Source organism: Aliiroseovarius sp. ABM4_368 (assembly GCF_056161205.1).
Map to the genome: position 1 here is coordinate 1 of NZ_JBSWYR010000012.1, position 13,876 is coordinate 13,876.

Consider the following 13,876-nt stretch of genomic DNA (forward strand, 5'->3'; position numbering starts at 1 on the left):
TCCAGAGGCTCAAGCTGGCAGACCTCGTTTAACGGGTGCGGAACTGGGGTTTCCCCGCCAGTAGGCAACTGAAAAATACGATCAACGCGTGGCGGGAACGCTCAATGTATGCACGTCCGGCTCGTCTAGGCTGAAGTTAAGAATGTCATAACCTACGGACAAAGTGAGGGAAGTTTCGGGGGGCAGGTCAGCATTAGCAGTGTAAATCGGTATGCCACCGATCGTTCTTCCCGCAGGCAGTGCTTTGAGGTAGCAAGAGGCCATTTACTCGAAGAATGGCAGGAGGGCAACAACACCACAGACCACGTTCGGCGCTCGGAAACCTGACGCCCAAAGAATTTTCTGAGAAAAGAAAGATGAACAAACTGGCTGTGTATAGGCCATAAAACCGAACCCGAAGACTCTACGCGAGGTGGAGAAACCTTGGGGCTTAGGTAACAACCTGTGAAGGCGTCGTATCACGAACCGGAGAAAGATATAAATGCCGGCCAACCGCCATTCGTGCAACGCCTCCAATCGGCATGATTGTGAGTGCCCTACGTCAATTTCTCTGCGCGGCTGCTCCCCGAGGACAGGGCGGACTTATACATGTCGACAAGGCCCATAGCCGCCCCCATCACCACCATGGCAAAAACATTCATCAGACCGAGCGGAAACATGAGTAAGAGCATGGGAACGCAGCGCCAAACACCCCGGATCATCCAGAAAAACCCGTTCGAGAAATCCGTTCCTGCATCCAGGGTATCCGGATTTTTTGCAAGGCGGCCGCGCAGTATATGTAGGAGCGCCGCACTCAACAGGAAAACCGCCTGAACAGGCAGTTCGGTGACTCTCAGCTGTGCTGACAGTACCCCAAGACCTTGGGCGCAAATCTGAACCAACGCACCGGCGACACATAAGCAAAGCAATGCAGTGCACATCCCAATCCTACAGCCCGCTTTGACTTCCGGCCACATTTTGACCAAATTACCGCCGCAGGCCCATGACGGCAGCACCATCACACCAACCATGGCCAGCCACATGACGCCGATCTCAGCAACCACCACAAATGGTGAGCGATCAAGCTGAAAAGAACACAAGGCCGCGGCATCCAGCAAAGCGTTGAAATCATGGAAGACATGCAGTCGCACCATGTCAATGAGCTGCATGCCGGGACCGAAGGCGGTCAGCCCGCCCAACGGGCCAGGCCCTGTCAGCATGCCAAAAATCGTCATCCATCCGGCGCAATTTAATGCGCGCAGGGCGAACGGGACGCAACGGTTCAGGTCATTTTTCGGCATGCCGGCATTGCGCACTCAGAAGCTGCCTTGCTTGCAGTAGCAAGACGAACGGACGGGAACGTCGACCCGCCCTTTGGCAAGCGCCAGGCGCTGGCCAATCAATTGCGCCTCGTCGTTCCGGTCCAGCTTTTTGAGGCACTCGTAATAGCCTTGCAGACTCCAGACGTTGTCCGGGTGGTGGACCGCCCGCGGCAAGACGGGATCCAGGCCCAAATCCTGCCGATAGACCCGGGCCGACTCCTCCACGTGGCCTTGCTCCAGCAGCAGTGCGGCCAGTGCGTGGCGGGTCGGTTGCATCCAACCCCAAGGTTCGTCATAGGGCAGATTATCGTCTAGATCGACGGACTTGCGCAGGTGAGCAAATGCCTGATCATATTCGGCTTTGCGATACGCGATCTCACCCAGCATCATTTCGCGCGCGACAGTCAGGATATCGCGGCATGTGTTGTTGAACAGCATCCGGCTTTCGGGGACCAGGTCGAAGGCTTCCTCGAAATGCCCTGCCTCGATTTCGGCTTCCTGGACACGGTTGCTGGCAGCGTGGGCAACCGCCTTGGCATAGTGCATCATGGCGTTGGTCACGCAGTACAGTTCACGGTTCTTGGGTTGCTCCTGAGCGACGATTTCTTCCCACTTTCCGAATCGGATATAGACATGCTGCTGGACCGAGATGAAGCTTTCGAGCCAATCGGCCATGGGCGGCGACTGCACCTCGAGCAGTTCCGTGGGCAGGTTTGAGACCATTTCGGTCGCAGCCTCGATAGCCGGCGCGTACTGGCCAAGGAACATTGCACCATAGACCTTGAAGTGATAGTTATGGCATCGGTAGAGGGAATAAAAATTGATCGCACCCTCGCGTTCGAGATACTTGCGATCCGCCACGACCGCCGCATCGTTCGATGTGACCACACGCTCATAGTGGCCGCACAGCACGTCTATGTGGGTCGGCATATGGCATAGATGACCGGCATCAGGAACTAGATGGCGCAAGGCGTCACCGGCGCGGAGCGCCCGCTCCGGATGCGGCGACATTTCCATCAGGTGGATATAGATGTGAAGCAGGCCCGGGTGGCGATAGGCATCTGCGCGTTGCAGAGCGCGTTCGCTCACCTCGACGGCTTCGGCGGTGCTGGCCCCCTCGGGGATGGCGCCGGTCTTGAGATCCCACAACGCCCAGGGCGTCCGGTTCATGATGGCTTCGCAAAAGAAGGTCACGACATTCAAGTCGTTGGGGAAGCGCGTGTAGACCTCGCGCATGGCATCGGCGAAGTCGTCATTCCAGATGCAAAACCCCTCAAGGCCGGGCACGTCGCCGCTCTGGTACCGCTTAGCCAATGCGGAAATCAGCGCTGCCTCCACCTCCGAGGCATGACCGATTTTCTCCAACGCGCGGCGGCTGTAGTCGAAGGCCCGCTCCAGTGACAACTGCATGTCCTGGTCGTCGAAGGCTTCCCATGGTTTGTTGTAGTTGCAACCGGAGGCGTAGGACACGCCCCAGTAGGCGATGGCAAGATCCGGATCGTGATGGATCGCTTTAAGAAAGCAGGCGATTGCCTCGTCATGGTTGTAGCCGAAGCACCAGACCATTCCGCGATCGAACCAGTTCTGGGCGTCCGGGATCCGGGTGGAGACCGGGCAGCTGTATTCACCGAGATCATAGTAGTCGAGCATGTGGGATTCCTCTTGTCATTAAGGCGGTTGAGACGTCATGCGAAGTACGGGAGGAGGCTCAGTCCCCTTCGCTCAAAATGCGGTTCCGGAAGACGGAGCGCCCGAATTTTGTCTGGCGGATGAACTTGAACATGAAAAGAAAGGCGATCAGCATGTAGATGGTCAGGCAGATTGCCCCTTCGAAGAAGGCCGCGGGATCGCCGCGTGACAGTAAAAGCGTCCGCCGGAAATGCTCTTCCATCATCGGTCCGAGAACATATCCCAGCAGCAACGGTCCGGCAGGGAAGTCGGTGAGCCGGGCACTGACACCAAACAAGGCCGCGACAATCACCAACCACACGTCGCCTACGTTCATGCGTACTGAGTAAGTACCAATGCAGATGAACATAAGGATCAGCGGGTAGAGATAGCGGCTGGGGATTTGCAGCAGGCGCACCCAGACCCCAATCAACGGGATGTTGAAGACGCAGAGGATGATATTGCCGATCCAGAAGCTCATGATCAGCCCCCAGACAACGTCTGCGTGGTCTGTTATCAACCGTGGACCCGGTGTCAGCCCGTGGATCACAAGCAGGGAAAGGATAAGCGCCATCGAAGTCGAACCGGGCACCCCCAGGGTGAGTGTGGGAATGAAGGCTGTCATGTCCGCACTATTCGCGGCCGCCTCTGGCCCAACAACCCCCTCGACTGCGCCCTTGCCGAAGCGTTTTGGCGTTTTCGACAGCTTGCGTTCGGTGCCGTAGGAAATGAAGGTCGAGATCGTCGCCCCGGTCCCGGGTAAAGCGCCGAAGAATGCGCCGATGGCGGTCCCTCGGAACATGGGTGCCACAGACCGCTTTAGATCGTCTTTGCTGGGCAGCATCGAGAGCATGCTGATTTTCTGAATGGCGAAGCTGGAATTGGTGAAGCTGAAGACGATTTCGGACACGCCGAACAATCCCATAGCAATCACCACCAGGCTTACACCGTCCTGCAGCGTTTCGTTGCCAAAGCTGAAACGTTCGACTCCGGTGTTAACGTCTGTACCGGCCAGCCCGACTACGATGCCGATCAAGACCATGGCAATGGACTTGATCGGACCACTGTCAGACATGGCGGTTGTCGCCAGAAGTCCCATGACCATAAGCGCGAAATACTCTGGTGAGCCAAAGGACAGCGCCACTGAGGCAATGAGAGGCGAGAAGAGCATCACGACGATGATGCCGACGGCGGCACCCTTGAAGGAAGCTAGCGTGCTCATGAACAGTGCGACACCGGCCCTGCCCTTCTGAGCCATGGGATGCCCGTCGAGACAGATCACCGCGGCATCGGTGGTGCCGGGCACGTTAAGAAGGATCGCGGACGTCTTGCCGCCGTAAGAGGTCCCGTAGTAGATACCCGCTAGCATGATCAGAGCGAACTGTGGCTCAACGTGAAAGGTGATCGGGTAGAGGATCGAGATCGCCGCCAGCGCACCAAGGCCCGGCAAAACGCCGACGATCATTCCGACCAGCACACCGATCGTACAGTACATGAATCCTTCAAGCGACGCTGCTACGGACAGACCAAGAAGAGCATTGGAGAGGATATCGTTCATTTTATGCCTCCGAACGGCCAGTTGATGATGTGCACGGGTACCGCAAGAAGGATGGCGAATATCAAAACCGCCAACGATGCGCCCAGGACCGAAGCGATCAGTTTCTGGGCCAGACTCATGTCGCGGATGACCCCGGACGACAGCAGGATCAGCACAAAACAGGCAGGCGCCAGGCCGAAGGTCTCAAGCAGCAGAGCGAAGGCCGCTATCGACAGGACGACAAGAGCCAGAACCCTATAGTTCAGATCCAGCTCGGGAGAGATGTCTGCAGGCGCTTCTCCGTGCCTGCCCTTGAAAGATAAGAGCAGCGAAATCGCACCATTCACCATGAGCAACACACCCAAGACAAAGGGAAACCCTCCTGGTCCGGGCTGGATAAAACTTCCCAGTTCAAGTGTGGTTTTGGAGTAGACAGCGATTACCATCCCGACGGCCAGGATGCCGCCCCCAAGAAGCGGGCTGGTAGAATGTTGCGTAGCTTTCACGTTATCGTCTCCCTTTTTAGGCCGCCTTGGCGGCCAGAAGTTTGCCGAGTTTGTCCAGGCTGTCCGGCGTCTCGTCGAACTTGCGCAGCAGGGCGAAGATCTCGTCGCTGGTTTTGTCGCCGACGACCGGGGCAACCAGTTCCTGGAACTTGCTCTGGTGATCATCCCAAGTGAACGGACGCCGCGGATCGCCAAACGGGATCTCGGAGGAGGCTTTGAGCACCTCACCGGACTCCAGCGTTACCTCGATGTGCGTCTCGTCCTCGGGCTGGTCATCGATCGTGATGCATTCGATCTTCTTGAGCAGCGCCTGCAGGTCGGGACGGGCGAGCGTTTCCTCGTTGAAATCATGCGGCCCGAGGTTCCTGCCGGTGAGGCCCATGGCGACACAGAGCGGAATGCTGAACCGTCCTTCGAGCCCGGTCTTCGGATCCAGCCGGCCCGCGGTGACCATGGCCGTGCGATCGAGCAGGACCACGACCTTTGCAATCGGGCGGCCATCCACCAGAGGACGGGCGAGGATCGCGGCTTCGGCGGGGGTGTGGGTCGCGCGGCAGCTCGCAAAACGTTTGTAGCCTGTCTCCAGCAGCTCCCATTTCGCCGCGAAATCGAGATCGGGGATCTCGTATTCGTCATCGCGCAGGAAGGCCTGTAGCCAGCCGCCTTCGATTTCGTAGAGTTGCCGGGCGCCGATGAACCCGTCATGGGCCAGTTCGGCACAGAGGATCCCATCCAGCGCCGCCTTGCCGGCATGGAAGGGTTTGCCGTGGGTCCCGAAGGATCCAAGCAGCCCGCCCGCGGTGGTCGCCACGGCGCCAAAGGCATTGCCGATCTGATCGGTGTCGAGCCCCAACAGCGCGGACGCGGCGCTTACGGCCCCCATCCGGCCAACCATCGAGGTCGGGTGGAACCCGCGAACCTGAAGCGTGCGGCCAATCCCGTAGGTGCCGCCGCCGCCGAGACGCGCCATGACCTCATAGCCGGTCACGAAGGCCGCCAGCGCCTCCGAAGAGCTCCGGCCATAGTGTTGCGCCATGGCCATGGCGGCCGACCAGACCGGGCCGCTGGGGTGCCCGCAACCCTGACTATGGGTGTCGTCCATATCCAGCGCGTGGGTCATGGAGCCGTTGGCAAGAGCCGCGAATGCCGGGTTGGTTTTCGGCCCGAGGATGACACGGGCGTTGCCAGCGGCCGCCCAGCGTTCGACGGTCTTTTCAGCGGGGCTCGCAGCCGGGCTTCTGTAACCGGCAACGGATACACCGATATAGTCGACCAAGGCCTGGCGGGCGGCCTCGCGAACCTCCTCGGGGATCGTCTCATAGTTTGTTGATGCAACGAAAGATTCAAGTTGCCTGCCTCTGTGCATGTCGGTCATTTGTATTTCCTTTTGGGAGATTTCATGCCATCCCGGCATAATTGTTGAACGGCAGGTTGCCGCAAATCAGGTGGCAGGGCCGCCAAGTAGCGCGGCCCTGCATCATTCGAAACCGCTCAGTCAATCAGGCCAAGTCCCTTGGCGACAGATTGGAACTTTCCAACGTTGGTGGCAATCATGTCTCCATATTCCTTGGACGTTCCCGCCTCGACGACAAACGACGTTTCTGATTGCAGTTTGTCCGCGATCTCTTCGGTCATCAAAGTGGCGGCAATGGCATCGTGAATCATGGCAACGACGTCGGCGGGTGAGCCGGCGGGAACAACCACGCCGTAGGTCTGCGTCACCTCGTAACCGTCGAGCGTTTCGGCTACGCTCGGGACTTCGGGCAGCAGCGGGTGCCGTTCGGCAGAAGTCACCGCAATATAGTTGACCTTACCTTCGGCCACGTAGTCGGCGACCTCGTAGGGATAGGCTAGGAACAGGGGCACGCGGCCGGACAGGAAGTCTGCGAACATCTCGCCGCCCCCTTTGTAAGGGATCTCTATCATCTCAATACCGGCCTGTGTCTTGAGGAGGCCATAGGTCAGGGCCTGAAGAGAGGTGTTCCCGGACGTCGAGTACGGAATCTCATTAGGCGTTTCCTTGGCCTTCTCGATCAGTTCAGGCAGGTTTGTCACGCCAAGGTCGGCATTTGCCGTTATAAAGTAGGGCGTGGTGGCCAGAGCGACCACCGGATCGAAATCGGTCAAGAGGTCAAAGCCCACCTTGTCTGCGCCCTTGATCGCCTGGTTGACCACCATCGAGTTGGTGATCCCCATGATCGTGCAGCCATTCGCGTCTGCCTTGACGACCTCCTTGCCACCGACAGCACCGGTTGCACCGGGGCGGTTATCGACCACGATAGAAACCCCACCAAGCTTTTCGGAGACGCCATCGGTGAGTAGGCGCGTGGCCCAGTCAAGGCCACCACCGGCGGAATAGGGCACGACCCAGCGCAGGGTCGAGCAGGGGAATTCGCTTGCAGCAGCGGGCATGGCGATGCCCATTTGAAGTACGGTCAGCAGGCCGACCGAGATGAGTTTGGTTTTTATGTTCATTTTACTTTCCCTGTTGTTGATGGTGATTGATTCAGGTTTCTTGCACTGTGGTTCTTGCGCCTCAGATCTTGATCACTCCAACGCCATCCTCATTGTAGATCTCGGTTTGGAAGGGAGCAGAATATTCGGCCATCTTCTCGATGATCCGATCGCCAATTTTGCGATCAGCGATCCGGGGTAGTCCCCGCTGCGATCGTTTCTCGTGGTAGTGCCACAGCGGGTGGAGCCGGATTTCTCGCAGCGCGCCGTTTTCATAGGTCAGCGCGCCCAGAACCGCCTCGTGCCATTCTTTGTATTCGTCGCCGGACCGCAGCGGGCGGATATTGTCCTTCTTCAACCGCCCGGACCGCACCGCATCGCGGTATTCGATCGCCTCTTGCGGCAGGGCGTCGATCTCCAGCCCGTTGCGGATGTACATGTCGGGCGGGAAGATCTTGATCGTCTCGCTCTGATAGAAGAAATTCCCGAGGCTGTAGAAAATCGGACAGCCGTTGTAGATCTCGATCCCCTGCAGAAGGTGTGGCCCGTCGCCCATCACCACATCGGCGCCGGCGTCCACCAGCGCATGGGCCAGCGTGATGACATGATCCTCGGGATAGTGGCCCTCGGTTTCCTGATGCAGGTGCACCACCACATGATCGGCGGCGAGTTTGGCATCGGCGATGACGCGGCAATTGCGGATGAGATCCGCCTGATCGACATTGTAGCGCAGGACATTGTCCGACCCGCGCTCGAAAATCTTGCCGAAGGCGAGGATCTGATCATCGCGCAGGGCTTTTTGCTGGCCGGTATCCTTCATGATTTTGGCAAGGGCGTCGAATTCGCTCTTGTTCAACTCGTACCGGGTCTCGTGGTGGATGGCATTGATGCCCGGGCGGCCGGGAAACTCCGGCCCCTGAGGCCCGGCCGGGCAGTGGGGCGGAAAGTCGATGCAAACGGAGACAAGCGCCACGCGCCCGTTGTCCGTCTCAAGGAAGGTCGCGCGCGTGGCTTCGGCCAGATGCGCCCCGACCCCTGCATGGACGAGCCCCGCCGCGTCGAGGATCTCGCCCTCTTCGCGGATCATTTCGGGCCCGAAATCCATGCCGTGGTTGTTCGAGCGAGCAACCATGTTGATTCCCATCCACTTGAGTTCGTCCGCAACGAAGGGGTCAGCTTGCTGATAAGACTGCTCTTGGCCCATCGTGTCTGCGGGCATCGGAGCGCCCTTGAATGTATGAATACGAGTCTCAAGGTTGGTGCAGGCGACATCAGCTGAACGAATGAGGTCAACCAATTCCAGGAACGGTTTGTCCTGATAGCAGGAGTGTCGGCGCGTGCACAAAGTCTCACCGGTGACTACGAGATTCATATTCATTAATCGGGTCCAGATTTCTAATCATTCCGGCGCGGGTCGGTACGATGCTCCGCCAAGTGCGCCCTTTCGATCAAGGCTATGTCGCTCGATAGACTCCATCAAATGCAAATATGATCCATATCTATTGCAAAAAACGGAATAATAAACCGGCATAACTTGCCGCGTTAGCGGTGCGATTAAGCAAATGATTAATTCTTGTGCAGGACTTGTAATGTTCCGGAAAACACGTTTCGCCCCACGCGGAAACTGGCAAGGCGAAACGGCAGTTTTATGCATATTGGTTACAAAGACGGGAAGCTGAATGACCCTCAGGTCAAAAACATGACCTGCAGGGAACCAATCCCGAGGTATGAAACGCCCCGGTTCTGCCGGAAACTGTTAAGATCGAATTTCAAGCTACAATGTTGTCTGTTTTTAAGCTTTGATAGTACGCGCGCTCTGCTTCTTGTCGTGTAATGTATCCAAGTGGCACGAGAAAAACTGAATGTGGGCCACTCTATCGTGGTAGAACTGGTCCGCTTAACCTACTAGTCGACGGCACTGGTATCAAAGGCGAGTGGATCTCCTGCAAGCAAGGTGGCCGGAAACGCAGGGCTGGGTGCAAGATACACATATAGATCGAAGAGGAAACGCTGGAAGTGCAAGCCGTGGAGGTCACCACCAGCAACATTGGAGATGTTCCAATGTTGTCCGAGTTACTAAATCAAATCTCAACCGATCAGATGATTGGGTCAATGATCGCCGAAGTGACCTGTGACACACGCAGATGCCTAGACGTGATTTCTTCCCGGAATGCCCTAGCAATCATCCCTCCGCGCAAAGACGCCAAGCCCTGGAAAACCTTCCAACGCCAGTGGCACAGCACGTAATGAGGCATTCACCGCATCACAATTTCACGGCCGCGCAATCTTGCTGCGGTGGAGCGGTCATCACCGAAGAAATCGTGCTTAAACCAAGATGCACTGTGTGAAGTTTCTAGTGCAGAGCCTCTTGGCACGGGACTTAGACCGGCAGGTTGCCGAAATCCGAATCCATATTGCCGCCCTTATCCGGTACGCAGCTCTTGGCATGCCTGTTTCTGAGGTCGTAGGCTAAATCCGTCCAAGAAAAGGGGAAGTACTGTCGCGCCCCGATTTGTGCAACAAGGCCTTCCAGACCTTTCGAACTATTGCCAAATTTGCAATTGCAATTAGCTTTATTGCAATGGGCGCACCTCTCCAGCTTTGTTAGGCTGCATGCAGCGCGGCTTTGACTCAAACGGACTGGAGGCTGGGCTATCTATCTTCACAGACGAGAAAACTCACGAAAGCTCCCATGCAAAGACCCTTCGAAGGAATCAAGATTATCGACATGACCCACGTACTGGCCGGGCCGTTTGCAACGAGCCAGTTCGCCTTACTAGGGGCGGAAGTCATCAAAGTCGAACCACCAGAAGATCCCGATATGGCGCGGAGCGATGGCGGCGACAAGGTTTTGGCAGAAAACTTTATGGGCACACGCTTCCTGACGACCGGATCGAACAAGAAGTCCCTTACGGTCAATGTGAAAACCGCCGAAGGTCAGCGCATCGTGAAGGCTCTGGTCAAGGATGCAGATATCTTCATTGAGAACTACCGCGCCGGATCGTTTGAGGCCCTTGGGCTTGGCTACGAGGATCTGAAAAAGATCAATCCGCGTCTAATCTACTGTTCACTGACCGCCTGGGGGCAGGATGGGCCGCGTCGATCCCACACCGGGTTTGATCAGGTGGTGCAAAGCTATTCCGGCATCATGTCGATTACTGGAACCCAAAACTCAGGTCCGCTGCGGTGTGGTCCGCAATTGGTGGACATCGGCGCAGGTGTGACAACCGCCTTTGCCCTTGCTAGTGCACTTTTCCAGCGGGAAGCCACCGGAAAAGGTCAGCGAATCGACACGTGCCTGACCGACGTCGCGTTCATGATGATGTATGCGCAGATCACCGACTCGATGCGTACCGGAAAGGAGATGGGCTTCGAAAAGCTGGAGCATGGTTCACCAACCTACAACCAGTTTCAGGCTTCGGACGGAAAGATCATGCTCGCTGCGTCGAACCATCGCCAGTACGCCCGCTTCTGGGCTGCCCTTGGCCAGCCGGAACGCGGCTTGAAAAACGAGGAAGAGCGTATCGCAGGTCGGGACGAGGAGCTTGCACTGCTGAACGAGCTGTTCCTGACGAAAACTGCGCAGGAGTGGGAGGATTTTTTCCAAAGTCACCATGTCCCGTGCGTCCGGCAACGCAGCGTGAAAGAGGCGCTAGCCGATCCGCAGGTTGCTCAACGCAACAGCTTCCACCGCTTCAAGGGCGGCTCGGACAAGGTCGAGGGCGACTATACCGTGCCGCTAGCGGCCTACAAATTCGCTCAGGGCGGACCCAGAATAGACACGCCCCCTCCGACACTGGGCCGCGACAATAATGAGATCCTGAAGTCGATTGGCTATGAGGAGGACGAAATTGCGACGTTGCGCACTCGTAAGGTGGTTGGCTGACAACGCCTGATCGTTACCGCATGTCGAGCGGCGTTATTTCACGAAATTCGGCGCGCTCAATTCCACATTGCGCCTTGATTTCAGAAGGTCGAGGAATGCATTCACCAAACGTCCATGCCGCGCTCCCTTGCGCTGGATTATGCCAAGCGTGCGCGATAATGTAGGCGCAACCAGCGGCGTGATGCAAAGATCGTCTATCGGCGCTTCGGCATAGGCCACGCCCGGCAGAATCGACACGCCCACGCCATTCTGCACCAGGCCAACCACGGCTGACAGGTGGTTTACTTCATGTACCCAGTTGAGCTTGATCCCCTCTTTCGCGAGGCTACCGTCCAGCAGGGTCCGGTTCCCGCTGGTGCGGTTGACCCCAATAAGCTGGCGGGTGTTTATCTGGTCCCAGGTAATGCTTGGATTTTCGACAAGTGGATCATCCTTGCGCGTTAGCGCCACGAACTTGTCATCGAACAGCGGTAAGAAATCAATCTGACCGTGCATATGCCCCATGAAGGTCACACCGAAATCAGCTGATCCGTTCGTGACACTCTCGATCACATGCGTAGATGAGGCATCCATAACGCGAAACATCGCCCTAGGATACTCTTCGTGAAATTTGCCAATCATCCTGGGTAGAAAGCTAACCATGGATGTCGGAATACACGCAATCGAGACGAGTCCTGACTTGAAATGAGACGAATCCGAAATCACGCCGAACTGCTCATCTATCTCCGCAAGGGTCCGCCGGATGATGGGTTCAAGTTCCCTGCCAACGTTGGTCAGGTAAACGTACCGCGTCGAGCGTTCAAAAAGCTGATTGGAGAGCTTGAACTCAAAAGATTTTATTCGGCGCGTCAGAGCAGGTTGGGAAATATTGAGCACCTCCGAGGCCTTGCGGAACGAGCCGAGATCAACAATTGCGAGAAAAGCTCTAAGATCCTGAAGCTCGAAGTTTATTCTCATGTGACGACCCTATGAAGATGGTGTTCCCTATTGCTCCCCAACCTACAGCTTAGAGTTTTCGGGGACATTGCCAAGAGGCACAGTTGCACAAATCAGCTGATGATAGAAGTTGGATGTGTCGCAAGGCCTGGGACGAACAACTCAGCGAAAATGCACGAAAGCTTCCGACGCGCTTCTGCGGGTGCCCGAGTTACTGGTGTCGGCTATAAGGCATAGGTTTTCACGGCAGCAATCATCTTTCACTGCTAGGATGCAGAGCCGGCGCGCTGCCCCGAACCTGTCAGACAAGACGTCCAGAGACCAGCGTTCGCCAGGTCTCAGCACTGCCTCTCGCCGCTCATGCGGTGTCGTCAGTTCTTTCCCAAAAGATCCTTTAGAACAGCATTGTCCAGCATGGTAACCGCCAGAAGGCGTTAGAGCTTGGTGTGCTCGTTTTCCATCGCCTTCGGCTTTGCGACGTCGGACACCTCCATGCCGCCGTACTTAGATTTGTACTTGTAGAACGTGCCTTGGCTGAGTCCATGCTTGCGGCACACCTCAGCCATTAGCTTCCTGGCTGCCTGTTCTTTTATCGTAAGCGGTGTTTTGAGCCGACCTCCCCAATCGTTTCGTGATCTGAGAGTCCTCTCCTCGTTGATTTGAGGGAGTTTCTCCATGGAGACTATGAACGAGTTACTCGTTGGTGTGCGTCGCGGATCCGATGGCAAGCGCCGTTGGCTTGACGAGGTCAAAGCGCATATCGTTGCCGAGATGTTGATGGATGGTGCGACGGTCAATGGGATCGCGGAGCGTTATGACATCGTGCCCAGTCATGCTTCTGATTGGCGCAGGCAAGCGCGGCAAGGCAAATTGGTTTAGCCGAACCTTGAGGGGGTCAGCTTCGCCCCTGTGGCTTTGGAAACTCCTCTTCCGCCAACGGTGCCTTCAGCGCCTTATCCGGTTTGTAACGACAAGATTGAACTGCAGAAGGGGAGGTGACAATCCTGCTTGCGGCCTCGACGCCGATTGCACGAATTGCTGAACTGGCCCTCGCGCTGTGATCCATCCATCTCATGGGGTGAAGATCTTCGCGGCAACCAAGCCGGTAGACTTCCGCAAGGGTCATGACGGTTTGGCTGCACTGGTCCAAAGTCATCTGAAGATGCGGCCCTTTGACGGTGCCGTCTATGTGTTCCGTGCCAAGCGAGCTGATCGTTTGAAGCTGATCTGGTGGGACGGTACGGGTTTAGTGATGGCCGACAAACGGCTGGAACAGAACGCGTTCAAGTGGCCTGCCATCCGGGACGGCGTGTTGCGTCTGGACCCGGCCCAGTTTGAAGCCCTTTTTGCGGGGCTAGATTGGCGGCGAGTTACCTCCCCTGAAGTGCCATCTCCTGCTGCGGCAGAATGACTCGGCGCGCGTTTTGGGCAGGCGCTGTCGTGTGCGTTTTGGTAGATCGACGACATAGTTGGGTGCAGATATGTACGGACTTTCGGGACACTTCCTGTAAATTCCCTGATTTGGGATGGAGGAAGTTTTCATGACGAACGACGAACGCGACATTCAACGCAAACTTAGAGTGCTGCA

The 13,876-nt window shown here is 56.8% G+C and carries 11 protein-coding genes and 2 pseudogenes; 4 read left to right on the forward strand and 9 right to left on the reverse strand.

What is annotated here, in order from left to right; translation table 11 throughout:
• Window positions 1-536: 536 nt before the first annotated feature.
• The 7 genes from ACXAH3_RS16275 to ACXAH3_RS16305 form a co-directional block, all read right to left on the reverse strand.
• On the reverse strand, window positions 537-1,295 hold the full coding sequence (locus ACXAH3_RS16275) for a hypothetical protein (RefSeq protein WP_474863305.1): 759 nt from the start codon (window positions 1,293-1,295) through the stop codon (window positions 537-539).
• On the reverse strand, window positions 1,296-2,951 hold the full coding sequence (locus ACXAH3_RS16280) for a hypothetical protein (RefSeq protein WP_474863307.1): 1,656 nt from the start codon (window positions 2,949-2,951) through the stop codon (window positions 1,296-1,298).
• Window positions 2,952-3,009: 58 nt separating this feature from the next.
• Entirely contained in the window at window positions 3,010-4,527 is a 1,518-nt protein-coding gene (locus tag ACXAH3_RS16285) for a tripartite tricarboxylate transporter permease (protein WP_474863308.1), read from the reverse strand.
• The gene (locus tag ACXAH3_RS16290; protein ID WP_474863310.1) at window positions 4,524-5,012 is read right to left on the reverse strand and encodes a tripartite tricarboxylate transporter TctB family protein; all 489 of its coding nucleotides are present in this window, start codon (window positions 5,010-5,012) and stop codon (window positions 4,524-4,526) included. Before ACXAH3_RS16290 ends, ACXAH3_RS16285 begins: the two co-directional genes overlap by 4 nt.
• Before the next feature lie 16 nt (window positions 5,013-5,028).
• The gene (locus tag ACXAH3_RS16295; protein WP_474863311.1) at window positions 5,029-6,387 is read right to left on the reverse strand and encodes an MmgE/PrpD family protein; all 1,359 of its coding nucleotides are present in this window, start codon (window positions 6,385-6,387) and stop codon (window positions 5,029-5,031) included.
• 116 nt (window positions 6,388-6,503) lie between these two features.
• The gene (locus ACXAH3_RS16300) at window positions 6,504-7,487 is read right to left on the reverse strand and encodes a Bug family tripartite tricarboxylate transporter substrate binding protein (protein ID WP_474863313.1); all 984 of its coding nucleotides are present in this window, start codon (window positions 7,485-7,487) and stop codon (window positions 6,504-6,506) included.
• A gap of 61 nt (window positions 7,488-7,548) precedes the next feature.
• Complete coding sequence (locus ACXAH3_RS16305) at window positions 7,549-8,844, reverse strand: CapA family protein (protein WP_474863315.1); 1,296 nt, start codon at window positions 8,842-8,844, stop codon at window positions 7,549-7,551.
• A gap of 497 nt (window positions 8,845-9,341) precedes the next feature.
• Here ACXAH3_RS16305 and ACXAH3_RS16310 point away from each other — a divergent pair.
• Together ACXAH3_RS16310 and ACXAH3_RS16315 are read left to right on the forward strand one after the other, a co-directional pair.
• Window positions 9,342-9,939, forward strand: a pseudogene (locus ACXAH3_RS16310) (transposase); the annotation flags it as partial.
• 219 nt (window positions 9,940-10,158) lie between these two features.
• On the forward strand, window positions 10,159-11,352 hold the full coding sequence (locus ACXAH3_RS16315) for a CaiB/BaiF CoA transferase family protein (protein ID WP_474863317.1): 1,194 nt from the start codon (window positions 10,159-10,161) through the stop codon (window positions 11,350-11,352).
• A 33-nt stretch (window positions 11,353-11,385) separates the two neighbouring features.
• Here the strand turns inward: ACXAH3_RS16315 and ACXAH3_RS16320 are convergent, their stop codons facing one another.
• Entirely contained in the window at window positions 11,386-12,309 is a 924-nt protein-coding gene (locus ACXAH3_RS16320) for a LysR family transcriptional regulator (protein ID WP_474863319.1), read from the reverse strand.
• A gap of 177 nt (window positions 12,310-12,486) precedes the next feature.
• Window positions 12,487-12,881: pseudogene (locus ACXAH3_RS16325) on the reverse strand (transposase); the annotation flags it as partial.
• 82 nt (window positions 12,882-12,963) lie between these two features.
• Here ACXAH3_RS16325 and ACXAH3_RS16330 point away from each other — a divergent pair.
• Both ACXAH3_RS16330 and tnpB read left to right on the forward strand, forming a co-directional pair.
• Window positions 12,964-13,167 (forward strand): transposase, encoded by a 204-nt coding sequence (locus ACXAH3_RS16330; RefSeq protein ID WP_474863321.1) that lies wholly within the window; start codon window positions 12,964-12,966, stop codon window positions 13,165-13,167.
• A gap of 178 nt (window positions 13,168-13,345) precedes the next feature.
• The gene (gene tnpB / locus ACXAH3_RS16335) at window positions 13,346-13,699 is read left to right on the forward strand and encodes an IS66 family insertion sequence element accessory protein TnpB (RefSeq protein ID WP_474863323.1); all 354 of its coding nucleotides are present in this window, start codon (window positions 13,346-13,348) and stop codon (window positions 13,697-13,699) included.
• Window positions 13,700-13,876: the final 177 nt, after the last annotated feature.

Bases quoted from the DNA above. Each gene is read 5' to 3' on its own strand.
- ACXAH3_RS16285 (WP_474863308.1), bottom strand. From the start codon at position 4,527: ATGAACGATATCCTCTCCAATGCTCTTCTTGGTCTGTCCGTAGCAGCG.
- ACXAH3_RS16320 (WP_474863319.1), bottom strand. From the start codon at position 12,309: ATGAGAATAAACTTCGAGCTTCAGGATCTTAGAGCTTTTCTCGCAATT.
- ACXAH3_RS16280 (WP_474863307.1), bottom strand. From the start codon at position 2,951: ATGCTCGACTACTATGATCTCGGTGAATACAGCTGCCCGGTCTCCACC.
- ACXAH3_RS16300 (WP_474863313.1), bottom strand. From the start codon at position 7,487: ATGAACATAAAAACCAAACTCATCTCGGTCGGCCTGCTGACCGTACTT.
- ACXAH3_RS16315 (WP_474863317.1), top strand. From the start codon at position 10,159: ATGCAAAGACCCTTCGAAGGAATCAAGATTATCGACATGACCCACGTA.
- ACXAH3_RS16295 (WP_474863311.1), bottom strand. From the start codon at position 6,387: ATGACCGACATGCACAGAGGCAGGCAACTTGAATCTTTCGTTGCATCA.
- ACXAH3_RS16305 (WP_474863315.1), bottom strand. From the start codon at position 8,844: ATGAATATGAATCTCGTAGTCACCGGTGAGACTTTGTGCACGCGCCGA.
- ACXAH3_RS16330 (WP_474863321.1), top strand. From the start codon at position 12,964: ATGGAGACTATGAACGAGTTACTCGTTGGTGTGCGTCGCGGATCCGAT.